15 protein-coding genes are annotated in these 14,879 nt (G+C 36.7%); 3 read left to right on the forward strand and 12 right to left on the reverse strand.

Annotated elements, in window-relative coordinates; genetic code table 11:
* Positions 1-84 precede the first annotated feature (84 nt).
* From DBX25_RS21675 to pssA, 4 genes are all read right to left on the reverse strand, one after another.
* Entirely contained in the window at positions 85-1,014 is a 930-nt protein-coding gene (locus DBX25_RS21675; protein ID WP_276309639.1) for a methyl-accepting chemotaxis protein, read from the reverse strand.
* Between the two features lie 390 nt (positions 1,015-1,404).
* Entirely contained in the window at positions 1,405-1,860 is a 456-nt protein-coding gene (locus DBX25_RS17380) for a GNAT family N-acetyltransferase (protein WP_108672098.1), read from the reverse strand.
* Between the two features lie 38 nt (positions 1,861-1,898).
* Entirely contained in the window at positions 1,899-2,921 is a 1,023-nt protein-coding gene (gene ltaE, locus DBX25_RS17385) for a low-specificity L-threonine aldolase (RefSeq protein ID WP_108672049.1), read from the reverse strand.
* A 187-nt stretch (positions 2,922-3,108) separates the two neighbouring features.
* Positions 3,109-3,804 (reverse strand): CDP-diacylglycerol--serine O-phosphatidyltransferase, encoded by a 696-nt coding sequence (gene pssA, locus DBX25_RS17390; RefSeq protein WP_108672050.1) that lies wholly within the window; start codon positions 3,802-3,804, stop codon positions 3,109-3,111.
* Positions 3,805-3,944: 140 nt separating this feature from the next.
* Here pssA and DBX25_RS17395 point away from each other — a divergent pair, with 140 nt between their 5' ends.
* On the forward strand, positions 3,945-4,565 hold the full coding sequence (locus tag DBX25_RS17395) for a DUF2238 domain-containing protein (protein WP_420812962.1): 621 nt from the start codon (positions 3,945-3,947) through the stop codon (positions 4,563-4,565).
* 80 nt (positions 4,566-4,645) lie between these two features.
* Here DBX25_RS17395 and DBX25_RS17400 read toward each other — a convergent pair whose 3' ends face one another.
* A complete protein-coding gene (locus DBX25_RS17400) occupies positions 4,646-5,452 on the reverse strand; it encodes a DUF2268 domain-containing putative Zn-dependent protease (RefSeq protein WP_108672052.1) in 807 nt (268 codons plus the stop codon).
* Between the two features lie 87 nt (positions 5,453-5,539).
* Between DBX25_RS17400 and DBX25_RS17405 the strand changes: the two genes are divergently transcribed.
* A complete protein-coding gene (locus tag DBX25_RS17405) occupies positions 5,540-5,743 on the forward strand; it encodes a hypothetical protein (RefSeq protein ID WP_108672053.1) in 204 nt (67 codons plus the stop codon).
* 133 nt (positions 5,744-5,876) lie between these two features.
* Here DBX25_RS17405 and DBX25_RS17410 read toward each other — a convergent pair whose 3' ends face one another.
* Positions 5,877-7,265, reverse strand: coding sequence for a PAS domain-containing sensor histidine kinase (locus DBX25_RS17410; RefSeq protein WP_108672054.1), 1,389 nt, complete (start codon positions 7,263-7,265; stop codon positions 5,877-5,879).
* Between the two features lie 325 nt (positions 7,266-7,590).
* On the opposite strand from DBX25_RS17410, the gene sspL reads away from it, so the two are divergent.
* A complete protein-coding gene (gene sspL / locus DBX25_RS17415) occupies positions 7,591-7,722 on the forward strand; it encodes a small, acid-soluble spore protein L (protein WP_108672099.1) in 132 nt (43 codons plus the stop codon).
* 329 nt (positions 7,723-8,051) lie between these two features.
* On the opposite strand, the gene DBX25_RS17420 is transcribed toward sspL, so the two are convergent.
* The 6 genes from DBX25_RS17420 to DBX25_RS17445 form a co-directional block, all read right to left on the reverse strand.
* Entirely contained in the window at positions 8,052-9,212 is a 1,161-nt protein-coding gene (locus DBX25_RS17420; RefSeq protein ID WP_108672055.1) for a Ger(x)C family spore germination protein, read from the reverse strand.
* Positions 9,205-10,299 carry a spore germination protein gene (locus DBX25_RS17425; protein ID WP_108672056.1) on the reverse strand — a complete coding sequence of 365 codons (1,095 nt, stop codon included), beginning with the start codon at positions 10,297-10,299 and terminating at the stop codon, positions 9,205-9,207. The genes DBX25_RS17420 and DBX25_RS17425 overlap by 8 nt, the downstream gene beginning before the upstream one ends.
* A 25-nt stretch (positions 10,300-10,324) precedes the next feature.
* Complete coding sequence (locus DBX25_RS17430) at positions 10,325-11,845, reverse strand: spore germination protein (RefSeq protein ID WP_420812964.1); 1,521 nt, start codon at positions 11,843-11,845, stop codon at positions 10,325-10,327.
* Positions 11,846-12,095: 250 nt separating this feature from the next.
* A complete protein-coding gene (locus DBX25_RS17435; RefSeq protein WP_108672058.1) occupies positions 12,096-13,097 on the reverse strand; it encodes a DUF3231 family protein in 1,002 nt (333 codons plus the stop codon).
* Between the two features lie 139 nt (positions 13,098-13,236).
* Positions 13,237-13,722, reverse strand: a complete 486-nt coding sequence (locus tag DBX25_RS17440; protein ID WP_108672059.1) for a DinB family protein — start codon at positions 13,720-13,722, stop codon at positions 13,237-13,239.
* 12 nt (positions 13,723-13,734) lie between these two features.
* A complete protein-coding gene (locus DBX25_RS17445) occupies positions 13,735-14,271 on the reverse strand; it encodes a DinB family protein (protein WP_108672060.1) in 537 nt (178 codons plus the stop codon).
* Positions 14,272-14,879: the final 608 nt, after the last annotated feature.

Genomic DNA, 14,879 nt, shown 5'->3' on the forward strand with positions numbered 1-14,879 from the left:
GTTGATTTTTTACATTTTGCACTCCAAAAGAGAACCCGTTAAACAAAAATGGTGGAGGTCTCTATTTGAATAGATCATTCTCTTTTATAAAATTTCCTTAAACATCTTAGCTTGTTGATCCAATTGGATTGCAGCACTGCCAATCTCTTTAAATGCCACAACAGCCTGTTCATTAAGAACTTGATTACTGGAAATACCGGTTTGAGAACGCATAGTTACTTCGTTTATTTTATTGATTTCTCCTGTAATCCCCTCAATATGTGAATTGACCTCTTGGATGGAATCTTGAACACGTGTTGCCAGTTTTCTAACTTCTCCAGCTACAACATTAAAGCCTCGGCCATGTTCTCCAGCACGCGCTGCCTCAATCGCAGCATTCAAAGCCAATAAATTCGTTTGAGCCGCAATTTCTCGAATGGTCTTCACAATATTTCCGATTGATTGTGCTTGGGATTTAAGAGAATCAAGAATTTCCAAATTTTCTTTGTATTGAGAAACCAACTCTCCAGTTGCTTGAGCTACTTCTTCACTCCTCTTAATTCCCATATTCGCTCTTGCACTCAAATCCTCTGACATTTGTTGCAAACGAGATGCGACTTGTACTGTATTATTTTCCCTCTCTGTAATATCAGTTGCTATTTTGACAACCCCCACTATATTCTCATTTTTATCATAAATAGGAGTATATGTGGCTTCTAACCAGAGTAGCTTGCCTTGCTTAGTCACACGCTGGATTTTTTCTTGAAAACTCTTGCCAGTACGTAAATTTCTCCACAATTCCTGATACTCGTAACTGTCTGCAAAATCATCCGTACAAAATTGTTTATGTAACATACCAGGCATTTCTTGCACTCTATATCCCATAGTCTTTGCAAAGTTTTCATTCACCCAAAGCACTTTTCCTTGTGGATCAAATTCAATCATCGCAAGTGACCTTTCAATTGCCGCTAGCACAGAACCATCTTCAAACACTTGCGAACTTTTCATTACCCCAGTTTCAATCATGATTTTCATGTTCTTCCCCTTTAATTTCATCATTATTAGATAACTTGGCTAGCGTCAGGCTAAAAAAGGGTCTCTATGTCGACTTATTTCTTCGCTACCAAGTAATACGTAAAGTATAAAAATACACAAATATATTTTTAATATTTGTAAAAATATTGTATAACTATTGTACTAGTGATAAAACTATTTTACAAATATTAAGTCTTTTCATTAGGGGAAGAATATTGTTTCCCTTCTTTAAAGAAAGGAATTTTTCTGAAAATGAAAGTGTTTTATTTCGACTTTAAGTTCTTGCGAGTCACACCTACCACTCCAGACAGTTTTCTTTAGCCAAACTCTTGCTAACAAAAAAACCGTTACTAAAGAAAATAGAACGCTTTATGATAATCATCCCTATATTTATAAGTCTAAAGTCATGAACACACTGTTTAGATCCTCTTTGTAGTCTGAAAATGGTGGACAATAGTGAAATCCAAAGCTTTCATATAATTTTCTAGCCGGCTCAAATGCTTCCATAGATCCTGTTTCAAGACTGAGGCTGGTATACCCCCTTCTTTTAGATTCTTTGATAATATGCTGGAGCATTTTTCTAGCCACACCTTTTCTTTGGTGTGAGGATGAAGTGCGCATGGATTTTACTTCTCCATGTTGTTCATTCAGTTCCTTTAATGCTCCACATCCAAGTAACTCCTCATTCTCCCACGCACTCCAAAAAGTGATATCAGGTTTCTTTAAACCCTCTAGATTGAGTGCGTGAATACTTTCTGGTGGAGAATTTTGTGCCATTCCCTGAAGATGTTCCCCAATCAATTGAAGCACTTTTTCTCCTGTTAAATTGTCTATTTTTATCTCCAACATGCTCTCCCCCAACTATCGCTTTCATGAAAACTTCACTAACGTAAAATAGCAGAAATTCCTTTTAATCCTTTGTCTATATCTTCCTTTGTTACATCGTAATGTGTTACAAACCGGACTAATCCATTGCCAAACCCATTTGCTAATATCCCTTGGTCCTTCAATCGCACGCTAAATTCATCGGCAGATAATCCCGTTTTGCTGACATCCACCACGACTATGTTGGTGTCAATTTGATTGGCTACTGAGAGCTTGGAAATAGACCCTATCCCTTCAGCCAACTGACGGGCATGTTCATGGTCAAGATAAAGCCTTTCGGGCATTTGGGTTAGAGCAATTATGCCGGGTGCTGCGATAATTCCTGCCTGACGTAGGCCACCCCCAACTCGCTTCCTCCATTTGCGCGCTTTCTTAATAAATTCACTACTTCCTGCCAATAAGGAGCCCACTGGTGCGCCAAGGCCCTTAGATAAACAAATTTGAACCGTATCACATTGGCGAGTTAATTCACTAACTGGAAGACCAAGTGCAGTGGCTGCATTAAAAAGACGTGCTCCATCAATATGTACAGGTACACCATACTTTTTTCCAATAGAATAAATTTCACTCATGGTTGATACAGGAATAACTGCACCTCCTGCCCTGTTATGTGTATTTTCCATAAGGATCAAACCCGTTTCTGGATAGTGTTGATCTTCAGGTCTAATAGCGGCTTCCACTGCATGTGCAGACATTGCTCCCCTTACACCACGAATGGTTCTAGTTTGAACTCCAGCAAGTGCTGATGCGGCTCCGGACTCGTAATAAAAAATATGAGACTCCTCTTCTAGTAGTACTTCATTACCAGGTCTACAATGAACCAAAATAGCGATTTGATTTCCTTGTGTCCCGCTTGTCACAAATAAAGCATCTTCCTTGCCTAAAATTTCGGCAGCTGCTTCTTCCAGCCTTTTGACAGATGGATCTTCTCCATACACATCATCCCCAACCTCAGCTGAATATGCAGCTTTTCTCATTTCTTCGGTTGGTTTTGTGACCGTATCACTTCTAAAATCTATCATGGTAGTTTATCTTCCTTTCTTGAGTTAAAATCTTATTTTTTATTTTACCTCACTGCCATTTCTAATTATAGAAAAATGAGGAAGCTATTAAAATAAATGGTTTCTCCTTTTGATCTTCCATACCATCCTCGTGAGAACTTCAGCCCATAAAAAAATACCCATCGATTTCACAATGAGTATCAAACAATCAATCCATATTCTTTTTATTTTTCCCCTTAATGAAAACATACGTTACATACGCGATGTAAAGTGGTGTCGCAATATAAATCAGGTATGGAAATTGTCCATATGTCCCTCGGTAAATCAAATATAATAGACTGCCTAAAAACAGCGTCACAATTGTTCCATATTTTGGAAGTGGAATTTCCTTTAAGCTTGGTATTCTGATTCGGCTTACCATTAAAAAGGATAATCCCGTAAACACAACGGTTGTTACAATATTAGGAATCCGATCGCCAAATAAAGTAAGGAGTGCTAATATCCCTCCGGCTGCCGTAATGGGAACTCCAATAAAATAGTTCATGTTCGATTTATTCGTACTGATATTAAACCTTGCTAATCGATAAGCTCCAAACAGTGGGAACAAACCAGCTACGATTAATCCCAATAATCCAAATTGGAAGAAATATGTATAGTACACTAAAAACGAAGGCGCGACACCAAATGTAACGATATCAGCTAGTGAATCTAATTCTTTTCCCAATTCACTGTCTGCTTTTAACATTCGGGCTAATCGACCGTCCATGCTATCCAGCATCATTCCAATTAATATCAAAATGGCAGCATTTTTATACTGCCCACTAGCCGCAAAGCCAATTGACAAGAAACCACAGAATAGATTTCCTAAAGTAAACATATTGGGAATGCTTTTCGTAAAACGCACTTGCTGTCACCACTCTCTATCCTTATATCATTGACAAAATCCTATCTTGGACTTATTTACTTTTATTATAACATTTAAACCATTTATTTGTAGTCCATACTAAATAATACAAATCTTAACCTTCTACTGGAGTGAAAAAATTGAAAACAAATAGAGTATGGATTCATCTACTACTGTTTATTGTAGTATTAATAGTCTTAATATGGTCACTCATTCAACCAAACGGATATTTAATTTGGTCTGCTGAAGCCATCCCTGCACTCGTAATGCTAGCCATTGCCATCTTTTCATATAAAAGCTTCCGACTAACCACCCTGTCTTACCTTATTATTGCAATCCTTTCAATAACTATGTTCATCGGGGCCCATTATACATATTCAAAAGTCCCTCTTTTCAATTGGATCAAAGATTATTTTGAACTAGAAAGGAACCATTATGATCGGTTTGGGCATTTTATTAAAGGATTATCTGCCATCATCATTCGGGAAATTGTCATCAGAGCAACCCCCATTTTAAGAGGAAAATGGTTAATCACATTCATTTTAAGTATATCTCTATCCATTAGTGCCATATACGAAATCATTGAATGGCTGGCTGCAGTAATTTCAAAAGGTAGCAAGGTTTCCCACCAATTCTTAGGTTCTCAAGGAGACAAATGGGATGCACAGTGGGATATGACTTTAACCTTCGTTGGATCAATTATAGCACTCATAGTTTTAACTAAAATTCACGATAAGCTGTTAAAAAAAGAGAATTTCTAAAACAAAATCCTCGGAAGTTATTCGAGGATTTTCTTTTTCAACCCTTCCTATCCTATCTACGCATGAAAATGGAAAGAGTTTCAATTATTTACTTTATAACAATCGATATATTCACTTGCTTTTATTAAAAATAATTCCTTATACTCCTGAATTGAATTTCGTTTCACATAATCTCTTACTAAATTATATGCAAAAGCATAGCCCGCAAGATATGGAATGCCATTCGCTGGATCGCCAAAACGTAAGGCGAATCCATTTTCATCGGCAAAATGAAGTTGATTTTTTGCTCTGTTCCAATAGTTGGACTCTATTTCTTTTGTGAATTCATCCTTCCACCATCGTTTATCTTCGTATAGAGAAAGACTAAAGTATTCTGCAGTCCCCTCCATCTTATACCAATCTTGTAATGTAAAAGTATCAAGTGTGAGTTGGTAAATAGGATTCTGCGGACTGGCATGATGCGCTTCGTGGGCAATCATATATTGTAAAAAGACAGCATCTGGTTTAGGTGGGACAGCTAGAATAATCGTATTAGGGCCATTGGTAAATCCGTTCGTCCAGATGGCGCGGTCTAGGTTTCTAAACCATGGAAAGGCAATCGCCGGTACGACCATAATATTTAGAGGTCCAAGCTCCAAGTGTTCTTTTACCTTCAAAATCGCTTCTTCAATCAAGTCATGTACCCATTTTTCATCCCATTCATAGGATTGAAGTTCTTCTTCTTTCATTTCTTGGAATTTTAACAATCCAAACCTTTGAGCAATATGCCTCCAGTCTTGCATCCATGAATCTTTCCCCACTAACGGGCTTAATTGTTTTTTCAAATATGTATCGTAATCACTTTTATTGTCTAGAATTGCTTGAGGGGTAATTTGGTTGATTATCATGTATGTATCTCCCTTACATTTTTATAGAATTATATCATGCATATTGGGGAATTTTAGTAATAATCGTGAAAGAAGGAGTCGTTAATTTTGAACCTAGCAAGCAATATGGAATTTGAAATGAAAAGTAGTTTCTTGCCAAACCTAAGTAATTCGAACACCCTAAAGATACTTGACGTATCTCAAGGTAGTGTCATCATCAAAATGAACAATTCTAACTATAGAGGCGTATTTCCAATCGACAACTTTCAATATTGGATTAAAAAAGGACAATTGATTAATATTCCACATTAAACTTTACCGATGAACTAGCTAATAAATTGGCGCTATACCACTAAGGGATAGCGCCTTTTAAACTATTATGAAAAACCTAAGTTAAGATTCTAATCAAACAGAATTAAACAAAAATCAAAATAAAATACCGATCTTATAGCAATTTTGTAGTCTCTATAGGTAAAGTAATAGAAATGGTAGTCCCTTCATTCATCGTACTTGAAATATCCATCTTCCCACCGTGTGAATCAATAATCTTTAAGGTTGTCATCATTCCAAGACCAGTCCCCTTTTCTTTCGTTGTATAAAAAGGCGATCCTATTTTCTCTAAAAGTTCCTGCGGAATTCCACAACCTTGATCAATTACTTGGATAAAGATGTCATTAGCACCTTTTTGCAAACAAGAGACTGAAATCACACCACCATCTGGCATAGCTTCAATGGAATTTTTGAGAAGATTGATGAAAACCTGTTTCAACTGACTGGCATTGCATAAAATATCTGGAAGTTCAGCTAGGTTCAACTTAAATTCGACGTTATTGATTAATGCTTGAGAACTCAGTAATATAGCTACGTCTGTAATAATTCTATTAATACTTTGGTATTTGTATTGTTCAGCTTGTGGTTTGGCTAAGATTAATAGCTCACTTGTAATAGACTCAATTCTCGTAATTTCATCCGCCATAATACTTAAATATTGACTGTTTATTTCTTCAGTCGATCGTATCAGCTGTAAGAACCCTTTAATAGAAGTCAATGGATTTCTGATTTCATGGGCTATCGATGCAGCCAATTGGCCAACAACAGTTAGCTTTTCGGACTCCAATAGCAAACTATTGGTATAGTTTTCTTTCGTAATATCTTTCACAATAGCAAATACACCAACGATTCGATTATTTACGATAATTGGCATATTCGTTGCCTTTAAATCAATGACTCGACCATTTTTATGAATCGCTTTCGTTTCATAGTTTTGAGTTTCTCCATTTGCAGCCTTCGAAAAGAAATTCATTGTGTTTTCAATTTCATTTTTAGGTATTAAAGGTACGTATGACATCGATAAAAACTCATCTTCACTGTATCCTAAAAGTTCTTCCATTGAAGGATTAACACTCATGTAATTACCTTCTAAATCTAATGAACATACACCATATGGATTGTTCTCGAATAGGGATTCATAGTGTTGTTCACGCTGATTGGCTATTTCCCTCTTTTCTGTTATGTCCTGAAAATAGACTGAAAGTCCATTGGGAGATGGATAGGCCCTAACATCAAACCATGTTTTTAATGGTGGATAATAGGCATCGAAGTTAACGGGAATCTGCTCATTGACTGCTTTTTGATAAAATGAATAAAAAGGCAAGTTTACAGCTTCAGGAAACTCCTCCCAAATATTTTTCCCAATTAATTGGGCACTATTACGACACAATAACTTAATGGCTTGTTGATTCACATAGGTAAAATTCCATTCATGATCCAGCGCAAAAACCGCATCTGTAATCCTATCCAAAATTTCAAAACCATTTATTTTTGGTATATTCATGTTTACCTCTTAACTGGTATTCATCTCCACCATTTTTTTGTATCCTATTATTTCTTCATCAAAGGTGTGAATTCCTACCTTCTATTGTAAAAATCATGTAAATTCAGATAACATTATTGTTTTGACCAAATTGATTTTCCACTATTTGATTTATTTGAAAGTCAGGGTAGACTTCTTTAATTCGATTGATATATGTCTGCATATAAAAATGACTCCTTATGATTTCGTAATTCAATCAATTGCGAAGGAATTATTTGGAAAATGGTAGTCGTTAATCCACATAAATCATTTTTGTCTGGAGAAACTATATTTGGAGGTGAATGTAGTGAGTAAAAATGCTGGAAGAGGTCAAAAAGCTCCAAGTGTAAATCCACAAGGAGTGGGCAAAGACGTGGAATTTGCAGTGGAACCGAAGAGCAAGCTTGAGAACATCGCGAAAAAAAAGAATACAAAATAGAAAAGAATAGAAGCTGGAATCGAATAAATTCCAGCTTCTTTATTTAAGTCAAGGTTTCACAGACTTTTTACCGAATTAAGCAGATTTATTACCAAATCAAGTTATTTTATTACCAAAACAAGCGCATTTTTTACCGAAACTGCCCAGGATTTTACCAAATGCTTAATACTATCAACACATAACGCGGCACAAAATGAGCGTGCCGCGTTATGTGTTATATTACTTCAAATTGTTAAGCTTCAATCGAAAGATACAAAATTGCAATTAAGTCATAATAATTCAGTCTATTACCCATTACCATCCACCAAACCGGCCATTAATCTACCCTTCTACTTCCTTCCCTTCTTCGCGCCAATATTGCCGTAATCCTTAATGGTGAGATTCACATGATAATCAACTGGAATCGTACTGAACTTCTGATCCCAATCTTTTTTCACTTTTTCCCAAAGCTTCGGATGTTCAATTCTTAACTGATTTCCAAACCCAGCAACCTCGACTTTGTATTCATCCTGCATTTTCTTGGTCACATTTTCCACTAACCGCTTTACTTCTTGTTCCGCAACCTTTTCCATTTTCTTTACGTTTTTATTTTTAAATGCAGGCTTTAAATAAGGATTCCAATATTCTGCTATTCTCCCTTCAGCCTCAATCGTGACATCAAACGAAATCTTTTCATCTTCCACTTTTGGCTTGATTTTACTTTTCATATTTTCAATCTGTACATAGGTAGGTTTGTCAGTTTCTTTTTCATAAGCCTTTACTGCTCCACCTTTTCCCTCACCTGTAATCCAAGTGATTCCTTCTAAATCTTCTTTATTGAAAGAACCAATCATTAAATTGTCCTTTCCATTGATTATGGCAGCTCCTGAAAATTCCACTTCCCCTTTTGTGGACTGAATTTCTTGGAGCAAAAAGCTCGATCCTGAGTTCATCTTTCCCCATACACTTGTCAAGGTGGTCTGACTTAACATTCTTGTCGTCAACTGTTGCGTGGCAATCTCAACAATTTTCAAGGCTGGAATTATATTGTTTTCATTCGATTCTAACGTTTGATCTGCGCGTCCTTTTGCTACAAGGATCATCGTACTTCCCCTGATATCTATGTCACGATAATATAAATCGGTCAATTGCCTTAAATTTACTTCTCGTGCTAAGGCCTCGCCAATGACCACTGTTTTTTGATGAGAACCAAATATTTTCCCTTCTTTTTTCAAGGTTGTTTCCCAACCAATCGGCTCAAGCGCATCTCCGATTTCTGACACATTAACATATGGTTTTTGAGGAGTGATTCCTTCATTTCCTTTTCCAATTGCTTGTGGAACTACATATTGCAGCGTTGACTTGAGTCTTCCATCCTTGGCTTTATCCAATGACGAACCAGCAATGAAATTCAAGTCCTCAATCGGGGTACTGCTCCAACACCCTGCCAACACCAGTAAAAGCATGAATAACAATAAACTTAAAAAAACAGGCTTAGATGCTTTATCCATTTTTCTTCCTCCTTAACATGGAGACGAACAACAGAAGTAATGGGGTCAAACTAAAAAATAAGAATGAAAATTTACCTACCCAATCCCCCATCGTAAACAGCTGATTAATATTAGTGGGAATCATCGCAAAGAAAAAAATAAGAGGTAGCACAATAAAACTAATGGTTTGAAAATTTTTTCCAAATAACTGAGAAACCCCTAATACTGCGACAAAGTAGGAAACTGTGAATGTAGAAAATAGCTGCATAACCCAAATCACTAATAATAGGGAATCAAACCTTTCAAAAAAGAAACCTGTAATCTCAAAGCTCCTAATGAAAGTTAGTACTGGCCATGTTTGAGTCAAAACACCCCCGACTGATAGAGCCCCAACCACCATTATTAAAGTGACTGCATAAAAAATGATTGGAATCCCAATTGCAATGAGCGTAGCTTTTGTCGCCTGTTTTTGTTTTTGCATAAAAAAGTAAATAATCAAAATGACTTCAAATCCTGCAAATGAAAGAGAGGTACTCGATAGACCTTTAATTACTGGCTTTACCCCTAGTCCCATGACTGGACGAATATTATCCACTTCAAAAATACTGATTCCCAAAAACATTACCAACATAAAAAACAGTACAGTGACAGGAAAAATGATTTCAAACATACGTGCAATCGAATTGACTCCCCCTACTATAAGATAAAGACCGATCCATAAAAATGGCATAATAATCGCCCAGGTCGGGGTTCCCTGTAACAAAAACAAACGGGTTGTCTCTGCCATCGCACGAACTTCAAAGGCGGATAACGTAATATAGTAAAGAATAACAATGAAACCGAGAATGAACCCTAACCACTTGCCAAGAATTACTTGACTGTATTGGTACAAAGATTGTTTAGGAAACCTCTTACAGAGTTTGACCATGATTAAGCCAATCATCATGGTAATGAATCCGCTAATCATAACGGAAATCCACCCATCAGGAGTCTGGGTTTTTTCAGTAACAGTTCGAGGTAACGTTAAGATGCCCGCACCAAGGATAAAATTACTGATAATCATGACTGTCTGAACAGTTGAAATTCGATCTTTCGGTTTGGCTTGCATCTTATGTCACTTCCTTTCAAAGCCATTACTTTTCTCTTATAGAGTCTTTCGGATGCAAAAATCCGGGTCGTTTCTTCAACATGGAAATCGGTAACCTAATTATTAAATCCTTCCAATCTTTTGGACTATATGGAACTGCTGGACTGACATATGGAACTCCAAAACTTTTCAACTTCACTAAATGACTGCATAGCAAAAGGACAAACAACACTACACCGTACAATCCAAAAACACTAGCAAACAACATTCCTATGAAACGTAGCATTCTAAGGGCAATTCCGACATTATACTGAGGTAAAGTGAAAGAAGAGATTGCCGTAACCGCCACAACAATGACCATGATGGGGCTTACGATGCCCGCTTGAACGGCAGCCTCCCCAATAACCAATCCACCAACAATTCCTAAGGACTGACCGATGGGTTTGGGCAATCGAAGTCCAGCTTCCCGCAACACTTCGATCGCGATTTCCATAAAGAGTGCCTCAATGAGTGGCGGAAATGGAACCCCTTCCCTTGTGGCAGCAATAGAAAACGTGAGCTTTGTTGGAATCAGCCCTTGGTGGAATGATATAAATGCAATATACAGCGATGGAGCAAACAACGACACAAAGGAAGAAAAATAACGCAAAACCCTAATGAGTGACCCAGCTATCCACCGTTCATAATAGTCTTCGGGAGATTGTAAAAGCATATGAAATGTGACTGGAACAATCAAGGCAAAAGGCGATCCATCAATGAGGATTGCCACTCTTCCCTCCATCAATGCGCTCATCACCCTGTCAGGTCTTTCCGTATTTTGCACTTGTGGAAAGGGACTCAAAAAATTATCTTCAATTAGTTGTTCGATGTATCCGGATCCTGGGATATCATCAATCTTGATTTTTTCAATTCTAGTCTTAACCTCCTGTAACAGTTCCTCATTCACAATTTCCGTCATGTAAGCAAGTACAACTTCCTTTTTGGAACGTTCACCTATTTCATAACTGATGAGGGATAAGTTTTGATCTTTTCCATGTCTTCTTAGAAGAGCAGTATTATCACTTAAATTTTCAATAAAGCCTACCCTCGGCCCACGTACCAATGCTTCAGATGCTGGCTCATCAATACTTCTTGTCTTAGTGATGGCTTCACCTAAGAGGAAGGCTCCGTTTACCCCTTCCACCAATAATCCTACTGAACCAAAAAGGATTCCAGACGTTAACTTCTTTAATTCAACAATTTCTTTTATCTCACAAATAGAGATTCCTTTAGTCAGGATATAATTCCTTAAATCTTCATGTGGAGTAGCTCTAATTATGTCACTGATGATATGACTGTTGACTACTTCAGTATCAGATAGTCCATCTATGAAAATGATCGCCACCCTTACATTTTCATCCCCCAGACAGATTTCACGAAAATTAACATCAGAATTATGGCCAATTTCTTCTTTTATTAAAGTCAAATCCTTGATGAAATCCCCAGTCAATGTAATAGGTGGCATTGTTGGAGATTCATTTGTTGTTGCTTCTTGTGTAGGTCTACTTCTTAATCTCCACCACTTCACTTTCATCACTCTCTCTCAATTGAATGAACCCAATTAAATAGCTTGCTTAACCCAAATGGAACCAAAAAAACCACTGCTGTCTGTATGAAAACAATATAATCTGGTATCATAGAAATTATTTTTTTGAACATATCCAACCTCATTCAATTCTTGGAATTCTCGTCTAGGATAAATCTTATTATTTGTTTAAAGTGGCAAAAATAACCGTAAAAAAAACGACAGTGAGTGTACTGTCGCTTTCGTTCAACTACTATTTTTGAAGATTTTTTCGATCTGCCGATTCTGGTGGCTTCTCCATCCATCCTCTCTTCACCATAAGCTCTAATCCCTGTGCTCCATACTTCATAATCTCAGCAATGAATCGTGAATAATGGACAGATAAATCCTTTCTCAATGACACGGACATAGCATAACTAATCGAAGTTAATCCTAATTGATTAGACGAGTTAATGAAGAACATGATTAACCTTTCAGAAAATGGGGATATCGTTGAATCGGTAACTTCTAATGGAACAGGACAGGTAGCAAACTCACCGCTATCCTTTAACACTTCATTATATGTATCAATTTGCTTTTCACTTAGTTTCTTTCCTTTTTTCAAGAATTCCTTGATTTCAGGATCTTTGGTGACCTGTAATAACCCATTCAACAGAACTAAACCTATACTATTTCTCTCTATAGAAAAAAATAATTCACTTAACTCTAAACAGTTTAAAGGACGATCTTGCCCGAACCAATGATCCAATAAAGAAGAATTATACTGGATGTATTCAACACTTTTCGGATAGTCCATGCTTGCAGGACGATCATAAATCCCTTTCTCAAGCATGAGCTTCAACGATTTCCTATACAGCTCAGTTGAGTGAGACAAACATTTGTTATAAAACATAACTACATCCTCTCGAGCTACTTTTCCTAACATCATAGAAAAATAATTCATAATCACCTGACCGGCCCGGTATACAAAGCTTAAAGCGAATAATTCTGTATACAGTGGAGGAGCTGTCAAATTTACATCTTCATCTGAAAATCCATGTGGTATTGGGAATTTTTCCTCATTAAACATATTCTCTATAGCTTTAATGGCATCATTGTTCATGGATAAGGCTTCTTCTATTAATGACTTAATATGATCATCTGTCAGATAATGAAGAAAATGTTTATAAAAACAGTTTGTCGCGGAAGTTTGAATATATGTCGTCCAAAGGGCCGCAATTTCAGCAGAAGTATATCGAATTTCGTGATTTGCCATTGATCCTTCTCCTTATATTTTTTATTATGGTTATGCTAATTGGACAGGTTTATTCAAATGGACTATTAGAATTCTCATCTGAAAAATTAGACAAGTACAAGAAAAAACAGTTCTGAATCATTCTCAGAACTGTCCCTTACTACGTCGTAATAATTTTACTTAAGTCTCTGCCAATTAAATTGGCTGTTACAGGAATCTTCCCAATCTCCCTTGCCCACACTGAAATTTGCCCAATATGATGGATTTCATGTGCGATTACATGTCGCATCACTTCTCCCCAGGAGAACGTTTCAATACTTCCGTTAGGGTGTAATTCCTGAACGATACGATTTTCCATATCGTTGTTCCAGGAAAAAACAAAAGCCTCTACCTCCTGCTTGAAAATTTCATCAAGCTTCCGTACCTTTTCTAAACTTTTATATTTTTGAAAGTCTTCTTGAAAGTCAGGTTTCCCTTCCAACAATCGAATCCAGCTCCATTCGACATCAATAATATGGAACATAGTTTGTAGAATTCCTCCTACACCACCTGTACGATTTTGAAGCAGCTCCTCCAACGGCACATCCTCGCACCATTTATACCAGTCTTCTCTAACTTTCCAGTTGTAACGAAACATCGTTTGCATTTCTATCACCTCTTATTTAGGAAAATTTTCGTCACTTATATACCGATCATTTAATATTTGTAGATGATGTAACTCATGGCCGACAATAATGGCGGCTAGCGCACGTACTGTTACCTCGTAATTATTGGCTACTCCACGTCGAATCCATGATTTTTCATCCAAGCCCTTTAATAGATGAAGTGTAGACTTTCTAACAATGGTATAACTTTCAAGGAGATTGCCTATTGTCTGTTGGTCAAAATTCGCATTTTTTACATATTCATTCTCATCATATCCTGGTAGAGCCACTGTCTCACCACGAGCGATGGATAATAGCCTAAAACTCATAATTCTTTCGGTATCAATGATATGCCCAAGCACTTCTTTTATACTCCATTTCGATGAACCATAGCGAAATAGTGCTTGCTCGGTTGATAAATCCTTTAATAAATGGATGGTCTTATTATGTAATTCAAATAATATGGATAGTAAAGTCCCATCAGGAACCAATTTCACATAGTCGGTATAATATTCTGCATATTCATTTGCACCTGGTCTTTGATCGAACATTTCGGGTACCTCTTTTCTAAATAATAAAATCTCCAACAATACTTCTATAGAAATATGACATTATCCTTCTATAAATTAGGTTTTGAGTGTGCATCCTGATGGAAGTCTCACATTATTACCGAATGAGCGCTGGATATTTCCTAATGGTCGGAGGATATTACCGAACTCGGCAACTATTTTATCGAACCAACTACACATTTTACCGATACAAAAGAATACGGGATTGTCTGTTGAGTAAATTTATGGAGTAGTGAAAATATGTATGGATTTATCACGATACTGTGCTATACTGATAAAGCCTTTAAACTACTTTACTATACTGTTTCATACGTCCCTGCTCTTTCGCCTGAGCAGGGATTTTTATATTACGGGTATACTTCAATAAAAATGAAGTCCAAAACCCTGTAAATAAATTTTGGACTTTTGTATTCAAATAGCATTCCTTTTAACCCTCCTATCTGTAAAAGGCATCAATAGTTTCGACAATCTTGAATACTAATTGCTTATCAAGGCCTCTATTAGAACACCCTTAAAATAGATAAAATTCAAAAGCCTGTTACTAGTAAAATACCTAGTAACAGGCTTCCATAGACGATTGTATAAGCTTA

The sequence above is a fragment of the Peribacillus acanthi genome, from assembly GCF_003073175.1.
Classification (GTDB): domain Bacteria; phylum Bacillota; class Bacilli; order Bacillales; family DSM-1321; genus Bacillus_BN; species Bacillus_BN acanthi.